Genomic DNA, 24,793 nt, shown 5'->3' on the forward strand with positions numbered 1-24,793 from the left:
CTCGCTGACTGCAACAGCACAAGGTCAGGATGCACGCCTGCCGGCAGTGGTGCGACCAGAGTCATCCCAGTTGCGAATCGAGATGGTCCCGCACAGCCTCGATGGTGCTTAGATCTCCAGTCAGCAGCAGATCGATAGCTGGTTTCCCTGAAAACAACGCTCCAGAGTTGGGACGTTGCAGCCAAGAATCGGCCTGATTCGGATCGGGGAATAGGGTATGCAAGATCCGGTAGATCGAGAACACAAGACCGATACGCCTAAGCGTCATGTCATCGACCAGTCGATCTACGTCATCGGCTGAGCGCGGAAGGTTGCTCATTGCCAAGACGCGGGCTTGCTCAGCTCCTCCGAGTCCCCAAGCCTCTGCGATCCGAGCGAAGATCCGAAGCCCGGAAAGCTTGACGTTGTCGGAACTCCCAATGGGCTGCTTCTCCATGGCTCGCCTTCCCCAGTCGACTGGATCTGAGGATACGCTCAGCCCCTGCAAGTCGCCACCGGACCAGAATTCGCACTCTGGAGGACTACCGCTCAGGGCGTCTTGCTTGAAGGCCAACTCCACGCCGAGCACGGACAGCACCGCAAGCAGCTTCCTAGTCCCAAATTCTGACAGGCTACCTCGCTCTAGTCGCGACAGCGTGTCAGAGGATATTCCTGCCTGTGCCGCGACGTGCGCCTGGGTCATCTGTATCAAGCGTCTTCTGGCTGCGACCTTTCGCCCTAGCTCGATAAGCGTTCGCACTGGAAATACTTCCCCAATCAGAGCTCGGTCAACCTGGTCACTAGAGATATACGTCTAGTCAGCGTCGCCAAGCGGTACCGCCAGTGGCGATGCTTGCTCCACGGTGCCTGACGATAGGACTCAAAGACACATCGTCGACAGTCTCCAAGTGGACCTTTGCCGCTCGACTAGAAGCGGACGCCCACTCAAAAGGCGATTCTGCGATCGCGCCGCTCGTGCCGCGCTGCGGCTCTAGAGTTCTCAGACAGAAGGAGCAGCGGCAATCGCCGCCGCTCCTCTTGCATCACTTCTGCTGCTGACCGTTGCAGCAAGAGTGGGTCGAGCTGCTGCAGCTGTTGCCAAGCAGGCCAACCGACGAGTCCAGGGCCAGGCGCTGCAGGTTCAGTACACGATTCATGACAACTCTCCATAGTTGTTGAAGACAAGCAACCCGCCGACACCATGCCGGCGGTGTACACCGATCAAAGCGGGGAAAAAGCCCGGCAATATCGGCATTCCTCGGTGGTGGTCGTGCGCAATAGCGCTGGCATTTCCTTTGCCACCTCCTCGACAGGCGGCAAAGTGACACCGGAAGATGTTCTCGTCAAGACAGTCATCGAAAAGAATTGTGATGCTGCTAGGCAGCATCGAAGCAATGGAGTGCGAAGCTTCTTCTCGTTCGCAATGTTCCGGCAATGTTCGTGATCGGAAGTTGGGTAGACTCGACGCAAAGTTTGATGCACCATCAAGTTCATATGCAGTTGCACATGCACCTTCGCTTGAGAAGATGATTTGCAAATTGCATGCACGGAGGAGTCTGTATCGGCAAGGGATAGCCAGAGCAGTGAGGTGTGCACCATGTGGAGGTGTGCTTACCTTTTTGGGTTGAGCGATTTGCTCCCCGCGCTGCCTAGCAACAATTCCTTGCCTACGTATCTGCGCTACTGACCAGTCAGTGCGCAGTGTCCCGCCGACTGCCTGGACGATGTCCAGGATTGATCGGCATTTCGTAGTCAACTATGGAGAGTTGTTATGAATCGTGTACTGAATCTGCAGCGCCTGGCCCTGGATACCTCTGTCAGCGTGATGGGCAATAGCTCGGGTAGCTCGACCCACAGCTGCTGTGATGGCAGCTCGCAGGAACAGCAGCTGTAAAAGCTGCTGATGCATGACGTGCTGCTGACTGCTTCCTAGGTGCAGCGGTGGCACTAATGTTCTGCCACGCCTACTGATCTACTTCCCGCAATGGGGGTGTCTCCGATGCCACATGGACGCCAACGTGGTCGCATGCAGCAAATCGGCGCGTCTCCCTTCAGAAAGAGATTCTCTCAATGAACCGAGTTCTCAGCCTTCAGAAGTTGCAGCTGGATAGCAGTGTTTCTTTGCTGGGCAACAGTTGCACCAGCTCTGCTCACTCCTGCTGCAACACCGGATCGCAGGAGCCGCAGTAAGAGTGGATCGCTAGCGTTTGGCATGTGCCAAGCGCCGGTGCAATCACTTCACCATCTCCCAGGGAGCGCGCTCATCCAAGGACGATGAGTCAAGGGAAGCCGCGTTCCTTGAGTCAAACAAAGGAAATAACAGATGAATCGTGTACTGAATCTGCAGCGTCTGGCGCTGGACACCTCGGTCAGCGTGATGGGTAACAGCTCGACCAGCTCGACCCACACCTGCTGCGGTCCTGAGCAGGAACAGAAGCTGTCGTAAGTCGATTGTGGAAGGGCGTCGGGTTTCCGGCGCCCTTTTGTGCAAACACCGGCTGCGGGCCTCCCAATGAGGGGCGTCAGGCCGATCATCTCCAAGGATAGCGCGTGATGTCAGTCGGAAACTCGACGCTGCGAGAGCTGCGGCATGTGGACAAGATCAACTTCATCAGCAGTGATGAGCGCTTCTATGAGCCAAACTACGATCACTACAAGCCAAGTGATGAGCTAGCTTCGCTTGTCCATCCGCTTCTTGCCACGCATGGTCAGGGCTGGGGCATCCGTCGAATCGGCGTCTGGTCGCACGTCCTTCCCCCTGCGGATTCCGGCGTGCCGGCGCTGCCTATCCAGGGGTGGAAGATCCACCTCTCGGCAATTGAAGAGAACTGCAAGCTCATCCTGGAGTCAGTCGCCCGGCTTCTACTTCAGCGCGACGTGCAGTTCAAGTTCGCCAATGACTGTCGAACCATGAGAATGATGACGTCCAAGCGTTGGCCTCGTGGTGGTTCTGGGAAGTTCATCACGGTCTATCCGCGCACGGAGACTGAGTTCAAGGTCCTGATTGAGCTGTTGTATCAGGAAGTTGGATCGAACATTGGTTCCTACATTCTTTCTGATAGGCGCTACAAGGACAGTCGCTGTATCTACTACAGGTACGGCGGGATCATCCAAGTCAGTCGCCTGGACTTTATGGGGCGCATGGTCCCAATGCTGGTATCTCCCGCGGGCGACTACATCGCCGATCGTCGTACCCCATACTTCGAGACACCGCCGTGGGCTGAAGATCCGTTCCCGGTGGGGGACGAGGACGCCGGCGAGATGGCCCTGAACGATGGCCGGTATCTGGTCGAGAGTGCCTTGGGCTTCTCGAACACCGGCGGTGTGTATCTGGCGAAGGACACTACCTCTGGCCAGCAAGTGGTAATCAAGGAGGCGCGACCTCACGTCGAGCTCTATGAGAATGGCGGAGATGCGACCACTCGCCTGAAGCGCGAAATGGGGAATCTCCAAATTCTCAGCCCGCTAGGGGTGGCGCCTGCCGTACTGGACTCGTTCTGGGATTGGGAGAACTTCTACATGGTCGAGGAGCATTTCGATGCTCACGACATGCGACAGATCATGCTGCAGTACTCTCCTCTGATGACCGTGAAGCCAACGGTTGAGGATAGTCAGAAGTTCTATGAGATGTATCGAACGATCTTCACCAACATCTTCCGAGCTGTTGATGCCGCGCACAAAGCCGGAATGGTCATTGGCGATCTGTCTCCTCCCAATATCCTTGTGGAGAAGCTGTCCCTGGAAGTGCGCCTGATTGATCTTGAGGCGGCATTCCAGCCAGCGTTGGGAGAGTCTGATGACATCCATACGCCTGGTTTCCGAAGCAAGATGAAGAGCAGGGCGAAGGTCAGCAGCGTCGAAGACGATCTGTATGCAGTCGCTGCGATCATGATGTACTCCATGTTCCCGATCGTGGCCATGGCCTATGTTCGGGATGATCTCTTCGAGGATGTACTTCCTCGGATCATTCGTGATATCGGATGGGAGGGGACGCCAGTACTGGAGCTGATTCGGGATCTTGCGCAGGGACGAATTGATCTGGTCCAGGCTGAGGCGCGGTTGCGCCAGGACGCCTTGGTAGTTGAGCCCTACAGGGCGCACCATAGCGCCTCAGAGCCGATTGAAGACTTGGTCCAGCGCTTGTCTCGGTTCGTTCAGCGCAACTATCGGCTGGAGTCAAAGTACACCTTGTTCCCTTGTGACCCGTTTGCCCTTTCCACAAATGCGAGCAGCTTGGGATTTGGTTCGTCCGGTGTGATCTACGCGCTCACGCGTGCCGGTTACGTGGTACCCGACGAGGCACTTGAGAGGCATTTCTCCGAAATCGGTAAGCTGAATCAGAAGAATACGGCACCGGGCGTACTGACTGGCCTGGCTGGGATCGGGTGGGCGCACCTGGCGATCGGCCAGAATGGAGTCGGCCTCGGCTTTGTTGACTTGGCCAACGCGAGCCAAAACAGCAAGGTGCAAGTGTCCCTGTACTACGGTGCAGCCGGCATCGGCATGGCAAACCTGGCGGCCTACGTCGCCTCAAAATCCCAGAAGTACTTAGACGCAGCCCTCGACCTGGCGGCAGAGCTGCGGGCATCCGCACTCCAATCTGAGAGCGGCTCCTTCTGGGAGGAGGACGGCGCTGTTCGAATTGGCTTTGGATATGGCCAAGCAGGCGTGGCCCTCTTCTTGCTCCGACTGTCGCAAGTTACAGGCGATGCCCAGTGGAAGTCGCTGGGAGCTTCGGCCTTGGCGTATGACGTTTCGCATGGATACGAGTTGGAGCCAGGAATCACGACGTTCGCCGCGGCGCCTACGGGTGTGACGACCTATGAGCCTTATGTGGAGCAGGGCACCGCCGGCATCATCAAGGTTGCCATCAGGTATGGTCAGTGGGATGTGGTCGATTCGTTGGTGATGGACCTGCATCGCAAGTACTCAGGCTTCCCCGGGCTTATCTACGGCCTTGCCGGGCTCATCGATACCCTGGTGGATGCCTATGTCTATTCAGGTGACTCCAAATATCTCCGTCTTGCCGACAGGCCCTACCAAGGCCTCACCGACCTCTATGTATTCGGGGAGGACGACACGGCTATGATCCCAGGTGAGAACCTGTTCCGGATTTCCTGCGACTACGCTACAGGCATGAGTGGTGCCATCCAGGCGCTGCATCGGCTGAGTTCGCCACACCCCGATGACTTCTGTCTGGACATCCTGGATGCCTCGACCTTGAAGGACACGTTGCGCGCGCACCCGGCTCGCCACCTTGTCGAAGAGATCGCGTAATGGGATGGGGCGCACGATGAACTCATCTACTTCTTCGCGTTCCGCGGCAGATCCAAAGCAAGCGCGCACTGAGTGGCGGGATTTTGCGCGCTTGCTCGGCGAGCATCGGGGCGAGTATGCGGCGGTTACCGCTGTCGCCGCTGCTGTCGGGGCGGCGGAGGGGCTGATACACCCACTGCTTATCAAGGCCATCCTCGACGAGGCATCGCTGAGAGGTGACTTTGCGCGCCTGATCTATTTGGTGCTTGGCTATCTTGCGCTTGGCGTCTCACTTAACGCTTGCGCGTATGTGACCTCGCTCTGGCAGCAACGACTAGACAACCGGATCATCCGTCGTGTTAGCGAGGATCTACTGCGCGCGTTCTACAGCGAGCGTTACAACGACTTCCTGCGCAATGGCGTGGGGCATTACGTCTCGCGAATCAGATCTGACGTAAAGGACGGCTTGGTACCAATGCTTGTCCTGGTGAGGGGCGTGGTGGCAAAAGTGGCCATGTTTGTCGCCCTCGTCAGCGCTCTTCTCTACATTTCGTGGCAGGCGTTCGCAGTTCTTGCTGCAATCATCCCGATAGCGACGGTAGTCAGCTTGATCGTCGGCAAGCGAATCAGGGCGCTGACATCTACGGAGCGGGAGAAGGAGGCTGAGGTACTCGGCATCCTCACCAAGGCTGTCGGTAGCTTGAAAATGGTTGGAACATTTGGACTGGCGGGAAAGACGGTGAGGTCGTTCGATGCTGGGATGAGTGACCTGTTGGACACGCGATACCGTCGTTTCAAAGTGGTCCGTACGCTGCAAGGCGCGAGCGACCTGACCATGGTGGTCTCGGACGTATGTTCGATCTTCGTTGGGGCGCTCTTCGTCTTTCAGAAGAAGATGACCTTTGGCTCCTTCATTGCGTTCATGAACGCCTTCTGGCGAGCTGCTACAACCCTTATCGCGATCTTCAAGCACTGGGCAGAGCTGCAGAGCTATGGTGCTACTGTCCATCGCATCTCAGAGTTCCTCCGGCTGAAGGAGCCTCTGGAGATCTGTCATTCGGACAGCGTCATCGTCAATTCCGTTGGCTTCACCTATGGACAGACGGAGGTTCTTCGGAATGTCTCCCTGACCCTCGGGCCTGGCAGACGGCTCCTCATCACGGGCGATAACGGCTCCGGAAAAACGACGCTTGCCAACATCCTCGCGAGGAATTTGCAGCCCACGGCCGGCAGCATTTCATTGCCTGCACGCGTCAGTTCCTCAACGCTTCCGCTTGCATTTCCACCGCTGGCGGTAAGGGATCTTGGAGCTGATCTTGATCTCCTCAGACACCTTGCTCTATGTTCACCAGAGATACTGGACGCACAGCCGGATCAGCTGTCGGCAGGTCAGCAGCAGAAGGTCGCGCTTGCCATGGCTCTTGGAAAGACTGCCGATCTCTACGTGTTGGACGAGCCACTTGCCAATCTAGACGTCGGTGCCCAGGCGGCCGCAATGGAGAAGATCATGCAGGTCACGAAGGGTCGGACCTTGGTGATGATCATGCACGGAGGTCATGAGTACCGAAGTCTGTTTGACGAGGTTCATGACTTGGAATTGCCAGCTGTTTCCGTGGATCAGGGCGTAGAGCTGCAGCCGGCATAGCCATGCCAAGGATGTGGGCGCGGAACGGATAGGAACAGTAAAGGAGCACTGCTTAGATGTTTGGCTACTACGTAAAAGTTGCGTTGCACAACGCGGCCAGGAACAAGGTCATCACCGGCTTGATGATCTTGGCGATCGCGGTGGGCATCGGCGCAAGCATGACAACCCTCACGGTGATGCACCTGCTCTCGGGCGACCCACTTCCCGGCAAGAGTGGAGATATCTACTACCCACAGGTCGACGTGAACCCGGAGTCCAAGGGGCGAGAGCCGTATGACGTCATGGACTACCGGACGGCCCATGATCTTTGGTCCGCCAAGCAGGCTGACAGCCAGACGATGGTCGTCTCCAACCCCGTCAAGGTGCGATCGGAGATCCCTGGCGCGGCGCCGTTGATGATCTCCTCCATTTCCACGACCGCAGACTTCTTTACGATGTTCGACGTACCACTACAGTACGGGCGATCATGGGTTGCCGAGGACGATGAACGTCGCAGCCGTGTTGCAGTGATCTCTCACAGGCTCAATCAACAGCTGTTCGGTGGCCGTAACAGCGTTGGTCAGAGCATCCGAGTCAAGGATACGAACCTTCAGATCATTGGCGTACTTGGCGCATGGCGGCCATCGCCGCTGTTCTACAAGATCAGAGGCGGACGCTTCTCCGGTGGCGAGACATCCGGGTTCTACGGCGCTGCCGATGACGTCTTTCTGCCCCTGTCGGCCAGCCTGGAAATCAACGACGGTGATTTCCAGCCGTTCACCTGCTGGGCGGCGCCGGAGCGGCCTGGCGTCCTTGAGGGCGCACCGTGTGTTGCCGTGGCGCTGTGGGTGAAGCTGGCTGGACCTGAGCGTGTCCAGGCGTACGATCGATTCCTTCGCAATTACGCGGCAGAGCAGAAGCGGCTTGGTCGCATCAGGCATGACGACAACACGAGGATGAGGTCGCTGATGGGATGGCTGGACTTCAATCAGGTCGTTCCCAGTGACGTCAAGGTCCAGACCGCTCTGGCATTTGCTTTCCTGCTCATTTGCCTGGCAAACGTAGTGGGACTGCTGCTTGCTAAGTTCATGCGGCACGGTGGAGAGATTGGCCTGCGCCGTGCATTAGGCGCCAGCAGGGTAGCGGTCTTTACGCAGTGCTTGGTTGAGGCTGCGGTGATCGGTGCCATTGGCGGCGTGCTTGGCTTGCTGTTGACGCTACTGGGTCTGTGGACGATCCGTATCCAGCCAGTGCCCTACGCCGATCTGGTGCACTTGGACGTCGCGATGTTCCTGGGCACGTTTGTATTGTCATTGGTTACCAGTCTCGTAGCAGGTGCCATTCCTGCGTATCGGGCCAGTTCCATCCAGCCGGTCGCCCAGCTGAAGCTGCTTTAAGGGAGTGCAGTATGCAAGTTGGAATCATTGTTGCAGCGTTGAAGAAGCACCGCTTGGCTACGTTCTTGATTGCCATTGAGATCGCCCTGGCATGTGCTGTGCTCTGCAACGCCATCTTCATGTTCATGGAGAAGAGCCGGGCGCTCAATCTCGATAGCGGTGTCGAAGAGTCTTCCCTTGGCGTGGTTCAGCTTTCAGGGTTCAGCGCGGACAACGCCAATGACATCAATGCTCGAGTCATCAACGCTATTCGGGCCATTCCTGGTGTTGAGTCCGTGGGCGTCATCAGCGCAGTGCCGTTTGGCGATCCTGGTGTTCGAGCTGGCGTGAACATAGATGAGGCGCTTGAACGCTCCGGTGGGGTTCTGGACTTCTACCTCGGCGACGCAGTGGCGCTCAACTCCTTGGGCCTGAAATTGCTGTCAGGTCGGATGCCCGAACCTGCAGAGTACGCGCCCATTGAGCAGTACGTTCCGTCCAATGCCCCGGTGCTGGTGACCAAGCAACTGGCGGATCGCTATTGGCCAGGGCAAGCCGCGGTCGGCCAGAGCATCTGGGCGATGGATACCCGATTTACGGTCATAGGAGTAGTCGAGCACCTTGTAGTGTCTCAGCCGGGCGGAGGAGAGGCACTGGGTAACGATTGGTCGCTCATCGTTCCCGCCGTTGCTGGTCCGCAGTTCGCTGGCAGGTACGTCGTGCGTGCCAAGCCCCAGGACTTGCCTCGCATCTTTGGTCAGGTTGGGAAGGTGGTGTCGGCGGCGGCACCGGATGTGGTTTTTGATCAGACCGCTAGCCGGCCCGTGTCCGAACTAAGGTCTGACTACTTCCGCGGGGCGAAGGTCATGATGGGTCTGCTCGCAGCGGTAATCGTCGCGCTGCTGGGCGCTACAGCGCTAGGGATTGTGGGCTTGGCAAGCTACTGGGTGGAACAGCGCCGAAAGCAGATCGGCATTCGACGGGCCTTGGGGGCCACGCGGACGGACATCCTTCGCTACTTCCAGATCGAGAACTTTCTCATCGTAACGATGGGAATCGCGGCCGGCCTGATCCTTTCCTATGCGATGAATCTGGGCCTGATGCGGTTCTACGAGCTGCCACGGCTACCCATGGCCTACCTGCCTATTAGTGCCATCGCGCTGTGGCTTCTTGGCCAGGCCGCGGTGTTGGTGCCTGCGCTCAAGGCCTCGGCAATCACTCCTGTTCAGGCGATCCGGTCGCTCTGACCAATTTATCTATGCGCCCACTCGGGCGCATGAAGACACCAAGGTGCAGCATGCTGAAGATGCAAGGACTCAGTAAGGTCTTTCAGATTGAACAGGTGCAGACTCATGCCCTCAGGGGCTTGGATCTGCACGTACGGGAGGGCGAGTTTGTTGCGGTCACAGGCCCATCCGGCTCCGGAAAGTCGACGTTTCTCAACATTGCAGGCCTGCTTGAGGAATCTACGGCGGGTTCCTACGAGCTAGACGGCCAGGATGTGTCGCGTCTGGGTGATAGCCAGCGCAGCAGGATCAGAAACGAGAAGATCGGTTTCATCTTCCAAGGCTTCAACCTGATTCCCGACCTGACGCTCTATGACAACATTGACGTACCTCTGCGGTATCGAGGCCTTGGTGCGAAAGACCGCAGGGAAAGGATCACCAGTGTCCTTGAGAGGGTCGGCCTGGGTTCCCGGGCCCAGCACTATCCTGGGGCCCTGTCCGGCGGTCAGCAGCAGCGGGCGGCAATCGCGCGCGCCTTGGCGGGCACGCCCAGACTGCTGCTGGCCGACGAACCGACGGGCAATCTCGACACCGAGATGGCCCGTAGCGTCATGGAGCTCCTTCAAGAGATCAACTCCGCAGGCGCGACAATCATCATGGTCACCCACGATCAGGAACTGGCACTTCGGGCCAGTCGAAACGTGCACATTGTAGATGGCCATCTGTCCGATCTGGTCAGGCAACCAGGCGGCCTTGCCGCAGCTTAGCCAACCCGTCAAATGCTGTCGCTGATGCAAGCGACAAGCGCTTTGGCCTGCAGCTGATCGGTGGATGTAGACGGGGGAGCGCCTAGAGCTCCCCAAGGTCCTGGATACTTGAGCGGCCGCGCACTAGAGTCGCAGCGATCGCTCGCCCGCCGGCGACTTGTCTGCCGGCGGCTTTGTTCAGCCACTCCGCTTGAAGTCGACTGGCTTGCAGCACGGAATGGGGCTCAAAGCTATCAGCCCTCCCTTGAAGCGGCTCACCAGGAGATGCTAAGCCGCCCTGGAGAGGCTGCACCAAGGTCTTGGTTTTGCTGTCGTGTTTGGCATAGGCAGTGGCGACGAGTCGTTCGGCCTGCGTTGACCAGCCGCCAAAGACCAGTTCTGTCCCCCATACCTTTGCTGAGATGCCGGCATCGGCTGCCGCCTTCTCGTAAGCTGGCCAGAGTTGATCAATGACCGGGGCCAGCTCCCGCCCCAGCTGCTCCATCGAGAAGTCACGACGGAAGCTCGCTTGCAGGGTCAGCTCGTAGAGCTTCAAGAAGAACTGGGTGCTTCCTCTAGTGGCCAGAACCAGGTTGTGCTGGGGGATCAGCAGGAGTTTGGCGCCCGACGATTTCTCACCAGTAAGCGCATCCTCTGCCAAGGTGTCGACAGCAACAAGGAGTCGGTCAGGTCGCAGTAATACGTTGAGTATGCTCAATGTGCATTGTCCATACCAATGAAGCCTTGGTCGCTAGCGAGCGGCGACATGTCCAGACCTAGGTGCGCTTGAGGTCACGAACTGCAATTTTCAGAAGCGCGTTCAAGGCCGACTTGTGCTCTTCATACTCAGAGTCAAAGTACTCGAATGCGGGCTCGTTCTCAAAGTCCAGCTGGCGGCGATTTCTCAGCTTCACCAGTAGCTGCACCGCCTCCTCCGAGATGAAGAGAGAGCCGACATCAGTGGCCCGATGCAAAGAGGCTGAGGCTTTCATGTGAGTTTGGAGCAATTGCCTCTCTCGCTCTTCGGACAGGCCCGTGCCCTGGCCGTAGTCTCTCTTGTGAACCGAGTAGTACGCCAACTTGTCATACAGAGCATTCACGATTTCCTCGTAAGCGCGCTCACGTCGACCGATCTGTGACCTATAGCTCTCAAGTCGTACGTCGTATTCGTGCCTGATGGACTCCGTCAGTCGTGCCAGTACCCAGTTCTTGGAGAGAAACACCAGAACTGCGGCCAAGCCCACACTGGTGACGGCACTGGTAATCGCAATTAGAAACGATGCAATCGTGGGTTGGGCGGCCATCAGTCGGTCTGGAATTGGAGACTGTTAAGAGCATATCGGTTAGCGAAGCCAGTCGCTATGCTGGGCTCCGCGTAGTGCCGAAGCAGGGACTACCAGCCGGTCAAGACCCGAAGTCTCCCCCACTTCGTCGGGGAAGGCGGGGGAAGCCGTGAGGATGCAGTGGCGGGGAGGGGGCTGAGGCCCCAGAACTTGCCAAAAGGGGGCGGCCCGGCGAGTCTTAGCGCAATAGATCTGGCGCCGGACGCGCCTGGATACCGGGGAACAATGAAGGGGCGAGCATGGCACTAACCGTGAAGGAAGTGGAAGAACTGCGATCGTACCTGTGCGGAGTGATGGACCGCGCTGATCATCACGCCGGCGCTGTCAGAGAAATCGCTCTTGCGCTTGCGGGGGCGATTCTCTGGCGCAAAGAGGATGATGAGCCCATCCGAGTCATGGTTCGCGACGGCGACACAAAGAACGTCTTGTGGGTCCGCATTGGTGGCCAGACCTACGCCTTCTCCTACAGGCACGATATCGAGCAAATTGAGATGCGCCGAGGAGGAGTTCAAGGCGAGACAATTCATCGCTTCTCCAATGCGACTTCTCTTTCCGAGGTCCATGACTTGTTCCAGTCGCTGTAATGGCTAGCTGGTGAGGTGGGGGGGCATGCCCGCGACTCGTAGTCGGGGTAGGGGATACGCCTCCTGCCCGGCCGACAGCCGCCTCGCTCAGGTCGGGGGGGGCGGTGCTCTAGCCCCGCCTCAAGTGGACCTTGGATGATCCTCTGCGAGCAAACGAGCGGCCAAAGCATTTCAACTGATCCTTGGAGTAGACAATGTCTCGTGTCTTAGTAATAGGCGGTAGCGGTCACATCGGGACCTACCTGATTCCCTCTCTGGTCGAGCAAGGCCACGAAGTCCTCAGCGTTAGTCGCGGCCAAGCTAAGCGCTATAGTGAAAATCAAGCAGCGTGGGACCGCGTCCAACAGGTTGTCATCGACAGGGTAGCCGAGGAAGCACATGGCACCTTCGGGCGCAGAATCGCTGAGCTGGAGCCTGACATCGTCGTCGACCTCATTTCCTTTGACCTCAGCAGCACTCAGGCTCTGGTTGATGCTCTGCGTGGAGAGGTCGAGCACTTTCTTCATTGCAGCTCAATCTGGGTGCATGGCCACCTTGAAAGCGTGCCGGCCACAGAGGACGCAGTCCTCAATCCCTTCGGTGACTACGGTATAAAAAAGGCACAAACGGACCGGTGGTTGTTGCGGCAGGCGCGCCTGGAACAGTTCCCTGCGACAGTCTTCCGCCCCGGTCACATTGTTGGACCTGGCTGGCTGCCAATATCACCCTATGGAAACGTAGACGCGGAAGTGTTTACTCTCATGGCGGCAGGAAAGCCAATCAAGCTCCCCAACTTTGGCGCGGAGACTCTCCACCACGTTCATGCGTCTGATGTGGCAGGCTTCATCTTGCAAGCGATCCTCAACCGTTCGGCCTCGATCGGGGAAGCGTTCAATGTAGTCTCGGAAGGCGCAGTAAGCTTGCGGGGTTATGCCGAGGCAATGTACCGGTGGTTCGGGCATGAACCCAATGTTGAACTACTGAGCTTCGATGAATGGCGGAAAACGCAGTCCGATGCCCAGGCCCACCACGCCTGGGAACACATCTCCAGAAGCCACTCGTTCTCAATTGGGAAGGCCCGCCGGCGCGTGGAGTACCGCCCGCGATACACCAGCCTTGAGGCGATCAAGGAATCTGTAGCCGCAGCCATCGCTAGGGGAGATATTCACTCTCCCTGACGGATGAACTCACTTCTTATGGCTGACGGCATGATTGATCCGCTAAGCGCTCATACCTTCCCAGGTCTGGGCGCATTGGAAAGATCCAGTGCTGTTATCTGACGTGATAAGAAGGCCGGCCCAGAGTGCTGCAGGTCTGAAGATCTCTGCCACATGTTGGAGCGCAGACGTTGGATGGCGGGACTGCACCGCTGCGGCATCTTGTTGAACGCATCGCCTCTGCTCAGGCCTAGGCACCTGCGGATGGCCCAGCACTTGAGTTCCGGGGTTTGCTAGACCTGAGTGTTATTGGAAAAAGTAAAGGAACTACAATGCCAGCAATCCACGTTTTCATCGACACGAACGTACTTCTGAACTTTTACTCATTCTCGGAGGATAGGTCATCTGACCTTGAAGAGCTGACGAAGCTTATCGGCCCAGATCAGATCAATGTGCATCTTCCCAAACAGGTCGAGGACGAGTTCTGGCGGAATCGCGAGTCTAAGATCCATTCGGCGGTGGCGGACTTCAACAGGCCGAAACCAGCGCCGGGCATCCCAAATCATATGAGGGATATGGAAACCGCGAAGCAGTACAAAGCTGCCCTTGAGGCCGCCGATGCTGCTCAGAGGAAGCTCGTCGGCAATGTTCTTGGCTTGGCCGCCTTGGAAGATTTGGAGGTCGATCACCAAATCCGGGCTCTCTTTGCTGTATCCGTAAGGCACGATGACTGCGAAAATGCGCTGTCTCGCGCCATCGTCAGAATGCACAAGGGCAATCCGCCGGGTAAGCCGAGTAACATTGGTGACCGCTACAACTGGGAGACTCTGTTGTCGAGCCTGCCCAGTGAAGATCTTCATGTCGTCACCAAGGATGGCGACTTTACAACCCCATTGCAGCCTGTTGGGAAGCAGCCGCGCCCAATGCCCTTCCTGGTGAAGGAGTGGGCCGTGAAGGCGCCCGGGTGCAATCTTCACGTCTATTCGTCAATCCAATCGCTTCTCAGCTATTACAAGAATCTAGCCAATCAGCCCGCAGAGATTCAGGTCCAGCAGGAGCCCGCCCCTGAGGACGCTGCTGAGGCGCCGGTCGACAATCCGATTGCAGACGGCGCTGACAACGTCGTGGATCCGCAAGCCGAGTTGGCTAAGCAGCAGGCTATCGAGCAGCTCGTCACCAGCGAAAGCTTCCAGCGCACGCATCGGGCCATCGCCAAGCTCAGCAAGATCGTCCCATTGATTACTGTTCAAGAGGCCAACCGGCTCTTCGACGCAGCGATCGACAACAGGCAGATCAGTTGGATCATCACTGATCCGGACGTCCGCAGCTTCTATGTCGCGGTACTTAACCAGCATTTTGTGAATGCCGACGGCGGCCTGGTCGATGCCATGATCGATCTTCTTGGGTTGGAAGCTGACGAGAGTGGCGAAGACGAGCCCTAACGTCTGCGAATGCGGCATCCTATCTTTCTGGTAAAGAGACCCCTGGAGTGCTGTCTTCGCTTGTTGTTGGTTGTAACAGCGCTTCGTGCGGATGCAATTACGTAAGGTTGCGGCAAGGTACGCCTCCGCAGCCTAAGTAAACTGGCTCTCGTCAATTTTGGCGTCGGTAGAAAGTGGCGTGTTCAGTTGCCCAAGTGCACCTCAGTAATCGGATGTCCTTATCTTCAGCCACGGGAGATGTGTCCGTGGCGTGTCTAGTTGATGGCGTGGATAGCGCGGTTCTCGCGCTTAGGTCGCGCTCCGATAAGCGCGCTCAGGGACTGCCAGCATCCTTGGTAGTGCAACTTTGGACACTTGAGGATCACGCAGTTTGGCTTTCAGGCCAGCTCAGAAGGGGGTTTGAGCTTGAGTTGGTGCAGGCCAGAGGTCAGGTAGAGGCACTCTTGGAGTCGATCACACTGTTGATCGGAGTGGTCGATGAAATGGGCCTTGAAGGACATAAGGTTGAGCTGGACCAAGCCTCGGCCGGCGCTCGCGAGGCGCTGATCGATCTGAAAGATAGCCTGGTCAACTACGAGCAGACGTCGCAAGCGTGTGCGGCATCAGTAAGGAATGTGTAGCGCTGTCTGGCGTTGGTTCAGAGCTTTGCGTTGACTGCGCCGAGGCCCCTTGCGGAGAGTCAGTGGGCGCAGTAGAGCGGAGAACGATAGTCCCATCGCGCTTACGGCGAAAATTGATGGGGTCCTTCGCCGGTAGATGATCAGAGAGTAGCTGCTGACTGCATGCTTCTGGGAAAGTTGTGCTCAACTTCTAACACATATTGCCGATAGCAAGCTCTGATCCCAGTCCAGGACGATGCATCTGGTTAGATCTGGGTAGAAGCCCTCCTGATTTAGCCTCAGGAACAGATAGATGACAGGATGGAACCAATATGAAAAATGACGGCCCCTTGGAGCCGGGAACTGGAGTTCTCTTTCAGTCTGCCGCTAGCGCGGGTTCCGACCCACAACACAATGCGTGTGTGGGGAACAACACTGGATCAATCGAGAACCTCCCTTTGTACGCTGGCGGATTCGAGAAGGCGACAGAGGTTCTTCTGGTCTCGCTGGGGATCGCCCCGCCTTCGAATGCGAGGTCGACGTGGGCGCGCGGGCGAATCGAAGACGTGATGGTCTATCCAATCTGCTATTGCGCGCGACATCACGTTGAACTTGCAATCAAGCATATGCTCCCCTTGGCCTGGAGGACGTTCAAGCTGCGGTCTCCAAACGACCGCAAAGGTTTGTCCAAGCCTGACATTGGTACCAAACACAGCATCAAGCTCTACTGGGGCATGCTTGATGCGATATGCAAGGCAACGGACAAGCGTCTTGAGGCTCTCTGTCAGAAGCTGTTGCCATACATCCAAGACTTCGAATCGGTTGATTCGACCGGGCAAGTATTCAGGTATGCGACCAATTCGGATGGTGACGAGCTGCATCTAGAGACTCTGGATCATATTGATCTAGCTCACTTCGCTCATGGATATGCAGAGCTTTGTACGATCCTCGAGGATCTACGCTATACGTTGATGACGGTCGAGGTGGAAGCCGAATGCGGAAGCTTCGCAGGTCCGTCGGGGCCTGAAACCCTGAGGAGAATTGCGGATGCACTACCTCCCATGAATACCTGGAGTGATGGGAGCTTCAGTGAGACCAAAACACGCATCCGCAGGCAGTTCGATCTAAGCGCAAATTCGCTTTCCACTGCTATCAATCGCATCAAGACATCTCGACACCTGTCCCTTAGGGTGGGCGTGGAAATTCCGATCGAGGGACTTAGTCGAGACGTATTCGAAAGGCTGCATCATCTCTATGCAGGGAGTCTGTCTTCGGATTCGCTGAGTGAGGCTGAACGGTCTGCTCTCCATGCGGTACTGCAGGTTGGGATCCCGTACGTGATGCCCGAAGAGTTCGACTCGTTCCTGGTGCCTCGCCCCGAGACAGATGAGGCGGCATCCCAGTACGACCTGGAGCGCGACGCCAAGCACCTCGCTCGTAAGTTTGCTAGGTCGCCGGATCGGATCGTGGCCTCGCTTAGGGCCCTAGGGCAGCCAACCCTGCTGAGGGAGTTTGAGGATGTCTATGCTGACCACATTGCGCGACTTGAAGCGCTTCGCGTCGATCAGGCGAACGGTTTCGATGACTTTCTTGACGGGTTGGGGAGCGCCTGACCTGCGTTCTGTTCTGAACTAATTCACCACAACGCTCCATTGGAGCTACAACAAGAGGGACCTAGCCATGTCACTTGATAGAGCAGATGAGATCGTACGAAAGGCCGAAGCAACGTTTAAGGAGCTTGCACCCAAGGTGGGTCAGGATCAGGAATTGGCCCTGCAGTTCTGGGCAAAATTGATCGCAAACAGCAAGGCCGTTGTGTCATTGGCAAGCGTTCAGTACGGCAGCCCCGCGGCAGTGGTGCATCGCGTTTCGATCGAGCATTTCGCGTACATGTACGGCTTGGCCAGTGGCGTAATCACCGCTGAAGGCGCTGAACAGCAGTTCAAGTACGATATCCACAAGAACGCCAAGGGGCTCGATAGCGCTCAACGCCGCGATGATAAGGCCGGGCGCGAGGTGCTCACTCCCGAGAACCGTAAGCAACTTGCAGAGTTCCTATCCGATGCTGAGAACCAGGTCTCGGACCCTGGCATCAGTGTCTACAACATTCTGGGGCGCTTGGATCTTGACTTCGTTTACAACATCTATCGGTTGTACTCGGTGAACGCCTCGCACGCCAACGTGTTCTCATGCCAGTGGGAACCCAATGAGGCCGAGGTCATGGTCCTCCTGGACAATGTGAAGGACCTCCTGGAGATCGCCAGCGCAATGTGGGCTGAGAAGGTTGGGAGCGAGCAGCCAGCGTAGTACTCACGCTGAACTCGTGCGCTGAGGCGCTTGCTCCCTCCAGTGCGTCATTGCTGATTACTGTGTCAACCGATGGCCCGCTTGTGCGGGCCATTGTCGTTGTGGCCGCGCGCCTAGTGTATCGGACGTGCAGTCTAGATCGGCGCGCCAATGGCTCCGCCGCTCACTCCTCCGGACTGACTTCCTTAAGCACGTAGCCGATTCCTCGCATGGTGTGGATCTCCACGCCGGCCTCTACAAGAGCTCTACGCAGCCTAGAAATGTGGGACTCCAACGCGTTTGACTCAACGTGCTCGGTAAGTCCGTACACGGCTTGCTCAAGTGCGTGTCGGCGAACCGTTCGCCCTTGGCGGAAGCAAAGTGCCTCTAAGACCAGGACCTGCCGGCGCGGCAGCTTCAGCTCCTCTCCGCGGACATAGACTTGCTTGGATTCGAAGTCGAAGGTCAGGTTGCCCAGAGTCATCGTGGGCGTCGCTCGAGCAGGCCGGCGGCTAAGTGCGCGGACTCGCGCCATCAGCTCGGCCATATCGAAAGGCTTGGCCAAGTAATCGTCCGCACCTGCATCCAAGCCCTCGACTTTGTGTGCAACCTGGTGCATCGCAGTAAGGATCAGGATTGGGAGGTCGCCCTGGACGGCTCGAACCCGCGGGACAATGCTCGCGCCATCTCCGTCAGGAAACTGACGATCCAGGAGCAGCAAGCGATAGCTTGCCTGTTGGATGGCCTCCTCGGTCGCAGCGAGCGTACGGGTCCAGTCAACAGCCAAGCCTTGCCTGACCAGTGCATCAATCAATGCCTCAGCAAAGTCGGCGTCGTCCTCCGCTAGGAGAATTCTCATAGCACACCATCTTGTTCGTTTCGTCTGCTGCTATTGGTTGCAGTCAGTGTCGGGAGAAGTACTTCAAAGGTCGCCCCGCCTGTGGAGGAGTCCGAGACACGTATACGACCACCGTGCTTGGTTGCGACCTCGCTAGCTAGGTGAAGGCCTAAGCCACTTCCACTGATGCCAGCATTGAGCCTGTAGAAAGGTGCAAAGATTCTTTGCCGCTCCTCCTCAGGAACGCCGGGGCCGCTGTCAGATACGGTGATGCGCCCGCCGCTACAGACCTCAAACGCGATGCTGCCCCTTTGGCCGCCGTAGTTGATCGCATTGTGTAGGAGGTTCTTCAGCATGCGCTCTAATGCGCCGGAATCGCCCTCAACTATCATTGGGTTGGCGTCCGCATTGAAGGAGAACTCGTAGCCGTGCTCAATGATCAGCGGCGCTACCTCGGCAGCAAGGTTGTCGCACAACTCAGTCATATTGATGAGGTTATAGGACTCGCGGGTCCGGCCGAGCCGTTGAAGGTCCAGCAATTGCTCGGCGATTGTTTCTAGCCTGGACAGATCGCCGACCAGACGAAGCTTTTCCTTGCTATGCGGCAATGAGCTCATTCTCGCGCGCAGCACCGCCATTGGCATCCTGAGCTCATGGGCGGCGTCACTGAGGAAGCGGTCCCGAGCAGCAGACGCTTCCCAAATTCGCGATAGCGCCTGATTGAAAGAGGCAACCAGGGGAAGTACTTCCGCGGGGAGACCTTCCGTCCTGAGTGCCGCGCCACGTTGGCCAAGATCTATCGTTGCAGCATCGTCAGCCAGTGAGCGAAGCGCGCGCAGCCGGCTCCTTATGGCCAAAGGAATGACGACGGACGTGGCGATGAGGACTGGCAGGAATATGGGAAGGAAGATGAACTGGCCGATGACAAAGAGGATGGCTGCAATGGTGTCATCGGGAGTGCCACCAACCATCACCCAGATCTTCTCGTCGCCCCGCTTTTGCACAACCACAGTAGCCGCTAGCCTCTGATCCTCACTCCGCAGTTGCGACTCCTCCAACCTGGGCAGGCTCTCAGTCAACGCTCTAAGCTCCTCAGGGACGTTGCCGAACAGAACCTGGTCGCCAGACGACGACCGGGCCACGAGCCATGCTGAGCCTTCCTTTTCAAGAAACCCCCTAGGCAACTTTTCTCTGGCCAAGATTAAGTGCCCGCGATCAATTGCAAAGGCACTTGCCACCTGCTTGGCTAGCTGGGGTGGGACTGCGTGAATCCCCGGCGTCCAAAGCACAGCGAGAAAAATGGCGAGTGAGGCGAAGAAGGTAACCAGCTGAATGACGCCCACGCGCCAAGACAGCTGGGTACCTAACGATCTTCTATTCATGAAGGCAATAGATATGAGAATGCCGAGGCGCTCATCATACCGCCGTCGGCCCATGTCGATACTTGTTCAAGGAAGGCGTATGTGAGGGCGATCTTCGCGCTTCAAGCTCCTGGATGAATGGACTACTGCCTCCTTCGATTCCTCAAGGTTTCCTCAAGGTTCGCTCCCTAATCTGAACCTGTCAGGACGGGCGGCCACTCGGCGAGTCTCGCTCTGCTCGGAGTCACTTAAACCCCATCCAGGAGACGTGAATATGAAAGCGCTAACTGCATTGGCTGGGCCTAGCCTTGCGCTGGCTCTGGCGTTCGGCTTCAGCGCCGCGATAGTACCTTCCGATGCTTCCGCAATGTCCAAAAAAGACCGCCGGACCCTTGTGGGCGCGTTGGTCGGTGGCATCGGCGGCTCTCTTCTCTCCAACGGTGACCCTTGGGCGACCGTCGGCGGCGCGCTCGCCGGCGGTACCGTCGGCAACGTGACAGCCAAAGATCACGATGACCGTCGTCGCTGGGAAAGGGAGCGCGATCGTCGGCACCGTGACTGGCGACGGGATGATCGAAATCGTTGGGAACATGACCGGAATCGCCGCCCCTATCGCGGCCGCTAAGAACAGGAGATCTATATGAAGTATGCAATTGCGCTCACCCTCATCGCGCTCGCTGGCACCGCAAACGCGCAGTCCGACCCCGCTCAGAAGTACATCGAATCCGCATTCCAGGCGATGGATGCCAATGGTGATCGTCAGATCAGTCGTCAGGAGTTCGATGCCTTCATGCTTAAGCGCATGGCAGTCCAGCGCGCCGCATTCGACGCAGGGTTTGCCGCAGCGGACGAGAACGGCGATGGCTTCATCGATCGCAAGGAAGCCAAGATCAACGATCAGCTGAGCCAGAACTTCGATCTCATTGACTCTAATGCAGATGGAAAGGTCTCCAAAGAGGAGCTTGGTGCAGCGATGGTCGCGGCGATGATGGCCGAAACTTCGGCCATTTCCTCATCAGCAAAGTAACGTGGTCCGTGGCTGATTGCCGCTAACGGGCTTTGTTGAGTAAGGGATAACGGGGCGCACATGCGCCCCGTTTGCGTTGAGCCAGTAAATTTCTCAGAACGCGCGCGAGAGGGTAATCACAGCGGTGTCCTGGAAGTCCGAGTTAGTCATCGGGCTGTTCGTAATGCTGTTGCTGAGAACTGCACGACGAATGCTGGCAGTGGCGCTCCATTTCTCACTGAGCGGCATGATGAGAGTTACGCCGCCGTAAGGTGTCAGGGAGTCCCCAGGTGTGTACTGTTTCATGCCGGAGCGAGCAGCTTCGTTCTCCGACACTCGATAGTAGTGCCTGGTAATCTCCTCGCTCTGGTAGGCAGCTCCAATCTCAGGGACGACGATGACCTTGCCAATGGGCATTGGATAGCTGTACTTCAGATCAGCAAGCATTCCTCCAACACCAGTGATCTCCGCCTGGAGCTTTGCGTTAACGACGCCCCAGCTGCCGTGAACCTTCCAGTCCACGCCGGCGGCGCCTAGAAATCGCCGATCATCCAGTTGCCTCATTCGAAGATCAGAGGAATCTCTTGCCTTGTACCGATTCAGGACTGGCGAGACGGCGACAGAAAGCGTGCTGGACTGCCCCTCAACTAGCTTGAATCCGACATCTGCGCCGCGGAAGTAGAACCGCTGACCTTCCCAGCTCACAAACGGTGCCGGAATAGTGTCGTCTTTGTAGCTCCTGTACGGCTGGGAGGATTGCGCGACTGCAATGCCAATTGAGCCACTAGCGAGAGCGCTTGTTGGAATAGCAAGTGCTGCCATCAGACAAAGACCGAGCGTGCTACGACTGGGGAGCCTTGACTTGAGCGCGGCAGGAGAAAGTTCGGGGCGGAGAAGCATGTTTGGTCTCATCTGGCTAGATCAGTTGTGGCAAGGAAGAGTCCTGTGGCCTGGAGTACAGGCGGATCAGGAAATGGAGAGATTCGCGCCCTGCTCTTGGAGAGCAGCTCTAAGCGCGAGGATTGTTCGGAGCCGGGCCGCGGCATAGTCGGCGCTCGGTACGAGCGATATGCCGCAATGAAGAATTGCCTTGTTGTCTTCGATGCTCTTCAGAAGGACGCTGGGAGCGGATCCGGGCGCGAGGTCATCGCTCGCGCAAAGCACCTCATCGATCAGCACCAGTAGCTTCTCCAGATCGCCCGCAATTGAGACTGACACTGATAGCTCGAGACGTGGGCGTGCATAGCGCTGACTCAGGTTCTGTACCGGCTTGGTGATTAGATCCGAGTTCGGCACGATGAAGGACGAATGATCAGCCAGACGGATCTCGGTCGACCGAACACTGACCTTTCGCACGGTGCCGTCTAGGTCTCCGACTTTAATCCGGTCGCCCAGCTTGATAGGGCGCTCAACCAAGAGAATTAAGCCGGAAACGAAGTTCTGCGTTATGGCTTGGAGCCCGAAGCCAATACCTACTGACAGGGCGCTGGCTAGGATTGCCAGCTTTTCTACACCAACGCCAATGGCGGCAAGCGCCCACAGGCCGGCTGCGCCCGTTCCCAGGTACCCAACGATTGTGACAATGGAGGCGCGCGCGTCAGATGCTAAGCGTGTCGTGGGCAAGTACGAGTCTTCTAGCCACGCCCGCAGCATGCGCATGAGCGCAGCAACGCCGAGGAATACCAAGATGCCGGTGAATATCGAACCTGCTGAAACTCGGATCTGGCCGATCTGCACTCCGCCTGCCAGCTTTCCGGCCAACTCTAGAACAGAGGTGAAACCCGCTCCAAAAGGCATGATGAGTGCGCCACAGGCCAGCAAGATCACCACTGTGCGCAGCACCGCAGAGAGCACCACCGATGCCTGGCGGATGCCGCGTGACGCTTCGGACCCTGCTAACTTCAGTGCGGGGCGAACCTCCAGGCAGTAGCGAACCGTTCGGTCGACAACTAGCATCACGAAGTGGGCGCATGCGAGCACGATGCTGCCCCAGATCATCCACTGGATGATCCAATTGGCCAGAACGATGTAGCCGGAGGCGCCACTAACCAGAATTAGTAGGCTTATGGCCCACGTGATCCCGATTGTGAGAGCGGCAGGATCGGCGCCGTCGCGGTGTTGCTCAGGCGTGCTGGGTGACCTGCTACGGGTACGGAGGATAAGCAGCGCAGCTAGCACCGAGCTAACTGAGGCGAAGGCAGTCAGTGCTTTGAGCGGGATGCCGACATCCTCGTTCAAGCTCAACTTGGTCACGGCCTGCTCGCAAGCGATGCTTAACCCAATAGCGATGGCGATCCACAGAGACGCCTTCCAGTACCGATCTATGTTGAGTTGGTTGATGGAGACCACCCGCAGATGAGGCACTGCTGGTTGCAGCATCGCGCGGGAGAGTGAGATCGCCAATGCGCTGAAAAGCAAGCCGGTGGCCGCCGAGATGGCTAGGTCATGGCCAACCTTCGGTACCATCCATAGGTCAAGGAGATCGTTGATAGTCGCGAATGCGAGTGCCGTCGGCGCAAATGTGGCCGCAAAAGTGACCACTGCGAGGGTTGCTCGCGCGAATGGTTGAACTGAGCCTTGGGCTGCCTCACACCACGATCGACAGACTCGGCGCAGCAGCGCCGCTCCGTAGGTCACCAGGCAGAGTAATGCCGCCCAAGCTAGTGTCGATAGAGACCGTCTCCATCCCTCAATGCTTTGGGGTGAGGAGGGGTCTACAAGTGCAGCCCGCGCAATAGATGGGGCGGCAGCAATCGCCGGCTTCCACAACTCGGTGCTGAGGGGCGATGGACTGCGGGAGAGCAATTCTTTCCCAAGAGCCATAGCTTGGGCATCGGATGCCGTCTTAAGCGCTTGCTCTGCAGACAAGCGCACCAAGCCAGCTCTCCTATCCAGATCCTGAAGCGCCTTCAGCTGCTGGCTCAGCTCGCCTGACCGGCTACGAAGAGTCGCGTCCGCACTGTCTTGAGCCGCATCACCTAGTTGAGTGATGCGCTCTTGAACCTGGGACACAGGCACGGCCAGCTTGGCTTGGAGGCCTTGTGCAGATTCAGCCAACACTCGTAACCGTTGCTCAGCCTCGGCACGAGGAGTAGAAGCTGATTCATTCAGGTCGCTGAGCTGTGCGGCTTGGCTCTCAAGCTGGGCGACCGCGGCAGGCCACTGTTCCTCAGGGGGGTTCAGAGGCGTAGGTAGTTGAGCCGAAGCTGTTGAAATTCCTATAAAGAGCCAGACTATCAGCGCTGCCCGGAACGAACTGAAGCGGCGGGTACTTGTCGGTTGGACGTTGTGATCAAGCATCCCCGTAGAATGAGCATGCCACCTTGAGGAAACCTTACGTGCCAGCGCAAAGGCTTCCCCAGCTTCAGATTTCAGTCGCTATCGTAAGCGTCAAGTTGTGCTTCCTTCGAGTACCGCACCCTCGTCGTTGGAAGCTTCCGGTCTGAAGATCGTTCGTCAGTTCTGTAGCCTGCTGAGGCTCAGGTGGCGCCTGAATTTCGCCTCTATGTGTTCATGCGCCCGGGCAATTCTCGCCTCGCTCTCTCGAAGCGACTGGCGGTCAAGCTGGCGGCTGCCCTGTGTGTCCAGCGGAAAGGTGCCGGCTAGGTGTCGGGAAAGTCTGGCGATGGAACGCCTGTCTTTATCAATGCCCTGCATGAAATTGGCAATGCTGCGATCGAACAGGAAGGGGGCTTCCATGAGGCAATTTAGAAAACTCGAAACCACCTCTTCAGGAAGATCCTGGTAATCCTTAAGAGGCAGGAGGTTTGTCGCGTGCACGGCTGGGCCCCTTCGCACCAGGATCTCACTTCGGATCGCGTCCAGCATTCCCACCGCTGACTTGTAAACGCGCAGCCTGCGATCGTAGGAGTCGAGGCGAAGCTTTACATCGTTTGTGTGCCACTGGGCCCTTGCCACGACCACACCGAGCAAAGCTACGCCTGGTCCAAGGCTTGCCTCCATCCACTTAAGAATCTCGCTCATTCAATCT

General features: G+C 57.5%; 24 protein-coding genes. 15 read left to right on the plus strand and 9 right to left on the minus strand.

Annotation, left to right across the window (positions count from 1 at the left end; all coding sequences use genetic code 11):
- Positions 1–61: 61 nt before the first annotated feature.
- Positions 62–739 carry an antitoxin Xre/MbcA/ParS toxin-binding domain-containing protein gene (locus IAE41_RS02305; RefSeq protein ID WP_325166971.1) on the minus strand — a complete coding sequence of 226 codons (678 nt, stop codon included), beginning with the start codon at positions 737–739 and terminating at the stop codon, positions 62–64.
- A 283-nt stretch (positions 740–1,022) separates the two neighbouring features.
- Complete coding sequence (locus IAE41_RS02310; protein WP_200731922.1) at positions 1,023–1,136, minus strand: class III lanthipeptide; 114 nt, start codon at positions 1,134–1,136, stop codon at positions 1,023–1,025.
- A 614-nt stretch (positions 1,137–1,750) separates the two neighbouring features.
- On the opposite strand from IAE41_RS02310, the gene IAE41_RS02315 reads away from it, so the two are divergent.
- From IAE41_RS02315 to IAE41_RS02345, 7 genes are all read left to right on the plus strand, one after another.
- A complete protein-coding gene (locus tag IAE41_RS02315; protein ID WP_200731923.1) occupies positions 1,751–1,873 on the plus strand; it encodes a class III lanthipeptide in 123 nt (40 codons plus the stop codon).
- Positions 1,874–2,302: 429 nt separating this feature from the next.
- Positions 2,303–2,425 (plus strand): class III lanthipeptide, encoded by a 123-nt coding sequence (locus tag IAE41_RS02320; protein WP_200731924.1) that lies wholly within the window; start codon positions 2,303–2,305, stop codon positions 2,423–2,425.
- A gap of 107 nt (positions 2,426–2,532) precedes the next feature.
- A complete protein-coding gene (lanKC, locus tag IAE41_RS02325) occupies positions 2,533–5,256 on the plus strand; it encodes a class III lanthionine synthetase LanKC (RefSeq protein WP_200731925.1) in 2,724 nt (907 codons plus the stop codon).
- A gap of 16 nt (positions 5,257–5,272) precedes the next feature.
- Positions 5,273–6,880: an ABC transporter ATP-binding protein gene (locus IAE41_RS02330; protein ID WP_200731926.1), complete on the plus strand. Its 1,608-nt coding sequence runs from the start codon at positions 5,273–5,275 to the stop codon at positions 6,878–6,880.
- A gap of 56 nt (positions 6,881–6,936) precedes the next feature.
- Positions 6,937–8,256 (plus strand): ABC transporter permease, encoded by a 1,320-nt coding sequence (locus IAE41_RS02335; protein ID WP_200731927.1) that lies wholly within the window; start codon positions 6,937–6,939, stop codon positions 8,254–8,256.
- An 11-nt stretch (positions 8,257–8,267) separates the two neighbouring features.
- Positions 8,268–9,482: an FtsX-like permease family protein gene (locus IAE41_RS02340; RefSeq protein ID WP_200731928.1), complete on the plus strand. Its 1,215-nt coding sequence runs from the start codon at positions 8,268–8,270 to the stop codon at positions 9,480–9,482.
- Positions 9,483–9,532: 50 nt separating this feature from the next.
- Complete coding sequence (locus IAE41_RS02345; protein ID WP_200731929.1) at positions 9,533–10,228, plus strand: ABC transporter ATP-binding protein; 696 nt, start codon at positions 9,533–9,535, stop codon at positions 10,226–10,228.
- Between the two features lie 82 nt (positions 10,229–10,310).
- Here the strand turns inward: IAE41_RS02345 and IAE41_RS02350 are convergent, their stop codons facing one another.
- Together IAE41_RS02350 and IAE41_RS02355 are read right to left on the minus strand one after the other, a co-directional pair.
- Positions 10,311–10,925, minus strand: a complete 615-nt coding sequence (locus tag IAE41_RS02350; RefSeq protein ID WP_200731930.1) for a hypothetical protein — start codon at positions 10,923–10,925, stop codon at positions 10,311–10,313.
- 58 nt (positions 10,926–10,983) lie between these two features.
- Positions 10,984–11,511: a hypothetical protein gene (locus IAE41_RS02355; RefSeq protein ID WP_200731931.1), complete on the minus strand. Its 528-nt coding sequence runs from the start codon at positions 11,509–11,511 to the stop codon at positions 10,984–10,986.
- 278 nt (positions 11,512–11,789) lie between these two features.
- Between IAE41_RS02355 and IAE41_RS02360 the strand changes: the two genes are divergently transcribed.
- The 6 genes from IAE41_RS02360 (at position 11,790) to IAE41_RS02385 (ending at position 17,618) form a co-directional block, all read left to right on the plus strand.
- Positions 11,790–12,134 (plus strand): hypothetical protein, encoded by a 345-nt coding sequence (locus tag IAE41_RS02360; protein ID WP_200731932.1) that lies wholly within the window; start codon positions 11,790–11,792, stop codon positions 12,132–12,134.
- 194 nt (positions 12,135–12,328) lie between these two features.
- Entirely contained in the window at positions 12,329–13,291 is a 963-nt protein-coding gene (locus tag IAE41_RS02365; protein WP_200731933.1) for an NAD-dependent epimerase/dehydratase family protein, read from the plus strand.
- Between the two features lie 311 nt (positions 13,292–13,602).
- Positions 13,603–14,712, plus strand: a complete 1,110-nt coding sequence (locus tag IAE41_RS02370) for a PIN domain-containing protein (RefSeq protein ID WP_200731934.1) — start codon at positions 13,603–13,605, stop codon at positions 14,710–14,712.
- A gap of 338 nt (positions 14,713–15,050) precedes the next feature.
- Positions 15,051–15,332, plus strand: a complete 282-nt coding sequence (locus tag IAE41_RS02375; RefSeq protein ID WP_200731935.1) for a hypothetical protein — start codon at positions 15,051–15,053, stop codon at positions 15,330–15,332.
- Positions 15,333–15,643: 311 nt separating this feature from the next.
- Positions 15,644–16,924: a hypothetical protein gene (locus IAE41_RS02380; RefSeq protein ID WP_200731936.1), complete on the plus strand. Its 1,281-nt coding sequence runs from the start codon at positions 15,644–15,646 to the stop codon at positions 16,922–16,924.
- Positions 16,925–16,991: 67 nt separating this feature from the next.
- On the plus strand, positions 16,992–17,618 hold the full coding sequence (locus IAE41_RS02385; RefSeq protein WP_200731937.1) for a DUF5677 domain-containing protein: 627 nt from the start codon (positions 16,992–16,994) through the stop codon (positions 17,616–17,618).
- A gap of 163 nt (positions 17,619–17,781) precedes the next feature.
- Here IAE41_RS02385 and IAE41_RS02390 read toward each other — a convergent pair whose 3' ends face one another.
- Entirely contained in the window at positions 17,782–18,456 is a 675-nt protein-coding gene (locus IAE41_RS02390; protein ID WP_200731938.1) for a response regulator transcription factor, read from the minus strand.
- On the minus strand, positions 18,453–19,871 hold the full coding sequence (locus IAE41_RS02395; RefSeq protein ID WP_200731939.1) for a HAMP domain-containing sensor histidine kinase: 1,419 nt from the start codon (positions 19,869–19,871) through the stop codon (positions 18,453–18,455). The genes IAE41_RS02390 and IAE41_RS02395 overlap by 4 nt, the downstream gene beginning before the upstream one ends.
- Positions 19,872–20,070: 199 nt before the next feature.
- On the opposite strand from IAE41_RS02395, the gene IAE41_RS02400 reads away from it, so the two are divergent.
- Both IAE41_RS02400 and IAE41_RS02405 read left to right on the plus strand, forming a co-directional pair.
- The gene (locus IAE41_RS02400) at positions 20,071–20,421 is read left to right on the plus strand and encodes a glycine zipper 2TM domain-containing protein (protein ID WP_200731940.1); all 351 of its coding nucleotides are present in this window, start codon (positions 20,071–20,073) and stop codon (positions 20,419–20,421) included.
- A gap of 15 nt (positions 20,422–20,436) precedes the next feature.
- The gene (locus IAE41_RS02405) at positions 20,437–20,823 is read left to right on the plus strand and encodes a hypothetical protein (RefSeq protein ID WP_200731941.1); all 387 of its coding nucleotides are present in this window, start codon (positions 20,437–20,439) and stop codon (positions 20,821–20,823) included.
- 93 nt (positions 20,824–20,916) lie between these two features.
- Here the strand turns inward: IAE41_RS02405 and IAE41_RS02410 are convergent, their stop codons facing one another.
- The 3 genes from IAE41_RS02410 to IAE41_RS02420 form a co-directional block, all read right to left on the minus strand.
- Positions 20,917–21,624: a MipA/OmpV family protein gene (locus IAE41_RS02410; protein ID WP_200731942.1), complete on the minus strand. Its 708-nt coding sequence runs from the start codon at positions 21,622–21,624 to the stop codon at positions 20,917–20,919.
- Positions 21,625–21,768: 144 nt separating this feature from the next.
- Positions 21,769–23,343, minus strand: coding sequence for a mechanosensitive ion channel domain-containing protein (locus tag IAE41_RS22690; protein WP_325166972.1), 1,575 nt, complete (start codon positions 23,341–23,343; stop codon positions 21,769–21,771).
- A 915-nt stretch (positions 23,344–24,258) separates the two neighbouring features.
- Positions 24,259–24,786, minus strand: a complete 528-nt coding sequence (locus IAE41_RS02420) for a hypothetical protein (protein ID WP_200731944.1) — start codon at positions 24,784–24,786, stop codon at positions 24,259–24,261.
- Between the last annotated feature and the right edge of the window lie 7 nt (positions 24,787–24,793).

Origin of the sequence: Stenotrophomonas sp. S39 (assembly GCF_016624665.1) — a bacterium.
In the GTDB taxonomy this organism is placed as follows: domain Bacteria; phylum Pseudomonadota; class Gammaproteobacteria; order Xanthomonadales; family Xanthomonadaceae; genus Stenotrophomonas.